The organism is Mycoplasma pogonae, assembly GCF_054170725.1.
In genome coordinates, this window is the sequence record NZ_JBSWZS010000025.1 from 1 (window position 1) to 5,179 (window position 5,179).

5 protein-coding genes are annotated in these 5,179 nt (G+C 24.8%); 2 read left to right on the forward strand and 3 right to left on the reverse strand.

All coding sequences use genetic code 4. The features are described 5' to 3' along the window. Positions 1-1,207: OppA family ABC transporter substrate-binding lipoprotein (locus tag ACW95P_RS04935; protein WP_457962160.1), on the forward strand; the 1,207-nt coding region annotated here is incomplete at its 5' end. A gap of 541 nt (positions 1,208-1,748) precedes the next feature. Here the strand turns inward: ACW95P_RS04935 and ACW95P_RS04940 are convergent. The 3 genes from ACW95P_RS04940 to ACW95P_RS04950 all read right to left on the reverse strand — a co-directional run bounded on the left by ACW95P_RS04940 (position 1,749) and on the right by ACW95P_RS04950 (position 3,780). After that, the gene (locus ACW95P_RS04940) at positions 1,749-1,955 is read right to left on the reverse strand and encodes a helix-turn-helix domain-containing protein (RefSeq protein WP_457962164.1); all 207 of its coding nucleotides are present in this window, start codon (positions 1,953-1,955) and stop codon (positions 1,749-1,751) included. 118 nt (positions 1,956-2,073) lie between these two features. Then, positions 2,074-2,250 carry a hypothetical protein gene (locus ACW95P_RS04945; protein ID WP_457962161.1) on the reverse strand — a complete coding sequence of 59 codons (177 nt, stop codon included), beginning with the start codon at positions 2,248-2,250 and terminating at the stop codon, positions 2,074-2,076. A 363-nt stretch (positions 2,251-2,613) separates the two neighbouring features. Beyond that, entirely contained in the window at positions 2,614-3,780 is a 1,167-nt protein-coding gene (locus tag ACW95P_RS04950) for a hypothetical protein (protein WP_457962162.1), read from the reverse strand. 270 nt (positions 3,781-4,050) lie between these two features. Between ACW95P_RS04950 and nadE the strand changes: the two genes are divergently transcribed. Beyond that, the gene (nadE, locus tag ACW95P_RS04955; protein WP_457962163.1) at positions 4,051-4,776 is read left to right on the forward strand and encodes an NAD(+) synthase; all 726 of its coding nucleotides are present in this window, start codon (positions 4,051-4,053) and stop codon (positions 4,774-4,776) included. The last annotated feature ends 403 nt before the right edge of the window (positions 4,777-5,179 follow it).

Sequence of the window (5,179 nt, forward strand, 5' to 3'; positions counted from 1 at the left end):
TAATAATAATAATAATAATAATAATAATAATAATAATAATAATAATAATAATAAAGATGAAAATGAATATTTTTGAGTTGGTGGCGGATTAACATTTAGATCAATAATTTCAAATGCATTAAATTTTGCTGCATTTGCAGAAAGTATTAATAAAAAACAAGAATTTTATTTACCGTTTTTTGCTCCTGATAATCTTATTGGTGGAAAAGATTCTTTAAATAAACCAAAAAAAACACTAGGTGATTATGGAGATAGTGTTAATGAATATTTTTCTTTTTCAACAGATGGCAGAAGATTTGCATATAAAACATATAACGAAGATTTTGATAAACCTGTAGATTTAAGTGATAATGTTTCAAAATATAAATCGTCTAAGTTTGATGAATTAAAAACTGAGATGAAAAAATTTTTAGATAAACTTTATGAAGAAAATCCTGAATTTAATAATAAAAAATTAAAATTTATATTTTATTCAATATTTAAAAATTCTAAAGAATTATTCGCTTATCAAAATATGGCTAATGCGTTAAATGAATTAGACGATAGATTAGATATTATTTATAAAGAAGTAGGGCAAGATAACACAAAAGCTGATGAATTAACTAAAATTAGAGGTTATAATTTAAGCCCAACTTTTGCTATTGCAGGTTATAATTATATTTATAATGGTATAGGGGCTGCATTTAAATTTTTAACTGATCAATATTCAAGAACAAGTTTTTTACCAATGCTTGGTCAAGTGTGAAATAAAAAAAATGATGAAAACTTTAAAAATTCATTCCCAAGTTTAGTTAAAGTAGTGAATGAAATGCAAAAATTTACGAATAACTTCCCTGCTGGTGTTAAGAAAATTGAAGATTATGGAAAAATGCCATTAAGCGAAATTAGAAAAGATGGAGGATATTCATGATTAATAGGAGATAATAAAAATTTTGATATTAAATTAAATTTTTCTGAATTTTGATTATATTATCAAAATAGTAATACCAATGATGAATTAGTAGCTTTAACAAAAGAACTTAATGTAATTTTAGGCTTTTGATTTGGTACAGATTATTCATTCAAAATTTCTCCTAAAAATCCTTCAAAATTTTTAAGAAACCCGAATTATGTTTACCCAAAACAAATTGATGGATATACTTATTTAAGTGATACATTATATAAAATAAAAGAGAATGCAGAAATAAAAAATGATTCATCAAAATAATTTAAACTAGGACAAAAAAGTGAACATTTTTAAATAGTGTGAACCTCTCAGAAATTCTGAGGGGTTTTTCAATCTAAAATTAATTGTGAATTCACTCATTATTATATAAATCAATATTTGTTTGAATTTTTTGTTTTAATTTTTTAAAAGTAATTTTGGAAATGTTAATAAAATTTAATTATTTAAATTTTATACAAGAAAAAATACTCCACTTCACAATTGTCTAATAAGTTACTCACTATAGAGATCGATAATGTTGTATTTTTATTTTTAGCCACATTTACAAATTCAAAATATTATTATTGAAATTTGTTATATATAAATGATTTATACATTTATAAAATAATTAATTTCTTTGTGGTGCTCTAAAATAAATTCAGTATTGTTAATTTCATTTAAATTTCAAGAAAGAATTTTTTTAGTTTTTTGATGAATTGCTATGATAAATAAACATGATTTACATTTATATCTCTAGGTGCAAGAATATAAGTAATATCTTTTGCAACAATATTTTTATCTGCAGTATCGTGATAATCATGTTCTACACCAAATCAAAAAATTTTACATTAGTATTTTTAATTTCTCTAGCTTTTCTTTTTTGTCGAATTTTGCAAAATAAACTTAATTGCTGCATTTTTCTACCTAAAGTACGATAATTTATTTTAATTTGATAATTATTTTTAATGTAAGCAGCCAATTTTTGTTTACCATAAATACCTTTATTTTTGTTAAAAAATTCAAGGATAATTTTTTAATTTTCAATTTCTTTTTACTTAATGTTATTTATTTTTTTGTTTGTAATTTTGCATTCCAGATTTAGATAATTGAAAAAATTCAATTTTTTTAACTTGCTTAATATTTAAAGATTAATCTTTTTTGTTTTTATTATTTTTAGATTTTTCATTAGTTATTTTATTATATCTTTTAAAAATTTCAAATTTTTCTCAATCTTCTAATTTGTTGTAAATTTTTTTTATTTTTTTTGGTATTTTTTCTGTTGAATTTATTGTAATATCATTTTCAAAAAGTAGGAAGAGAACCATAACTTTTGTCATATATTTCAAAATATTCCAATCATTCTGATAATTTTAAATGCTTTGCCATAATAAAAAAGTGAACTATAAAAGATTAAACCCGCCCCAATATTAGGGCGGGTGAAACTTGGAGAGGTTCACTTTTTTTGTTCTAGGTTGATATGATATAGGATATGGGCTTTTTGGAGATAAATATGGCACAAGATATTCAATATATAAAAACGTTTCTAGAACAGAGGTTCATAATAAATTTGACAAAATATAAATTAAAATAGATCCTTATATAATTAAGGATCTATTTTTTAAATTTAGTAGTTCAAAATTTGAACTTTTTGAATAAAAAACCCTCCGAAGAAGTTAGTTATAAAAAAATTAACCCTCAATTTCAAATGTAATTTGATATTTATCGTTTTTTATAGTTATTATTGGTGAAACGAGGTAGTTGGAATTATTAATTCATTTTGAATTTAACACTTCATTTAAATTTAATAAGCTAATATTAGTGTTTGGTTTTAAAATAATTGCAAAAGCTTCTTCTTGATTAGAAGGGGGTAATTCTTTTAGTAATTTATTAATCACTTCAGAGTCTTTAGTAGATCATTTAAAAACTTTAGTGCTAAAGTCTTCAGCTTGGGTAGCTGTAGCTTCTAAAATTTGATAAATTTCAGGATTAATTTTATAATAATCTTGAAAGCTTTTTGCTAAAACGCTAACTTCACCTGATTTTGATCTATACAAAATATATTGTCAATTATTAGTTAGGCTAATTTCGGAAGGTACAAAAGCTTTACCAAGTGGTCAATCTTTTGGTTCTTTGGTTGTTAAAGTAATTTTTAATGGTAAATTTTCACTTAATAGCAAGTTTAATTTTTTAGTTACTTTCGATTGCTTTTTAGTTTCTAAATCAACATAAGTTAGTCAATTATTCACTTGCTCTACTGGCAATACATAATAAATGTTTGTTGTTAAACGATCTTGAATGGTAGTTAACTCCACTTGTTTTGTAGTTAAAAAATTTTGCAATGCAGGATTAATTTTATTTAACAATAAAAATCCAGCATGTTCTTTTTTAGTGCTTTGTAATAGCTTTTCTAAAAACTTGACTTGTTCATTATTGGCTAGATATAAAGGTTGATACAAGCTTTTGTTTGTTGTATCAATTCCAAAGTTTTCATTATATAAACTTACAGCAACATTATAAGGTGAATTAACAAATAATTGTGCTACACGATTTTGTTCCAAAGTGTTTAATGCTTCAGCTTGAAAACCAATATATTTCACATCTTGTGAAATATCAATTATATTTTTTGTAGTAGTATCATAAATATGAATTTTTTTAAAAGCACGATTATTCATATTACCAATTGATAAACTTGAAATTGCAAATTCTCCTGGCGAAACAATTGGTGGATTTACTGGCTGGGGTTCAGGCCTAATAACTTCATTATCGGGATTAGCACAAGCCACCAAAGTAGAAATCATAGCAACTGGAGTTACTGCTAAAGTAAACAGCTTAAAAACTTTTTTGGAAAAGGACATTAGACTCCTTATTATAATATAATAATAAATTAAAGTAATTGGCGTTGAAGTTACTTATTAAAATTTAAGTAGCTTTGTTTTTAAAATTTTAAACTAATTAACTTAATTTTCACTAAATTAACTATTAATTTTGTTTTAAAAAGCCTTTTTAACAAAAATATTTACATATTATAATATTTTGTATTACTTTTTTGAAAAAAATTTTATTTTCTATTTTTAAATGCTTTTAAATAAGTTTTATAATTTTTTCTAGTAAAATTAGTAGATAATATGAATGTAGAAAAATATTTTAATTACCTTGTTGAATGGGTGCGTGAAGAAGTTAAAAAAGCTAAAATGGAAGCTGTTGTCGTTGGCTTGTCTGGTGGAGTTGATTCTGCTTTGGTAGCAGCAATCGCTAAGGCTGCCATGGGAGAAAATGCCTGAGGAATCATTATGCCTGCAGATTCTAACCCTCAGGATCAAACTGATGCTTTAAAATTAGTGCAAAAACTAAATCTAAACTTTGAAATTATTGATTTAAACGACACCTACCAAACATTTTTATCAGAGTTACCAATTGTAAAACCAATTGCACTAGCTAATATTAAGCCGCGTTTACGCATGACGACCTTATATGCTTATGCTCAAGAAAAAAATGCTTTAGTTTTAGGAACTGATAACTATGCTGAATACTTTCTAGGTTATTTTACTAAATATGGCGATGGTGGGGTTGATTTACTACCGATTGTTAACTTAACTAAAGGCGAGGTTTACCAATTAGCTCAATATGCTGATATTCCCCAAAGTATTTTAGATAAAGCACCTTCAGCTGGTTTATGAGAAGGACAAACCGATGAAGCTGAATTGGGATTTACTTACAAGGATTTTGATCAATATGTAACTGATAAATCGATACTAGCGGATGAAATAATTGCTAAAATTGAATATCAACATCAAATTACTCAACATAAACGCTTACCATTACCTCGACCACAACAAAAACCTGAACGCTAAAATATTTATTAATTTATTTTTGCATACAACAACAAAATCATGTTGTTGTATTTTTTTATTTTAATTACCTCTTTAAAAAAGTTGATTTTACTATTTTTTAAAAAAGTACTAAAAAACCAAATATTTTTACACTTTTTTTCTAAAACTTAAAAAATTTTTTATTAAAATGGTTTGTTTTTCGCGATATATAAATGTAGGGAGAAAAAGCCTGTCGTCTCTACATCTTATTTTAAATTTTTTAATTATCAGAAATAAAATGTAAAAGGAGGCCAAAAATGGCTGAAAGTAACAATGATCTTCACCCTGGCAAAATTTCTAAGGCACAGGCTGACAAATTTCAGCGTAATTCAGAAAGAATTACATATAATTTAATTGAAGTTGAAAAGGTCAATGGAAAATTGAA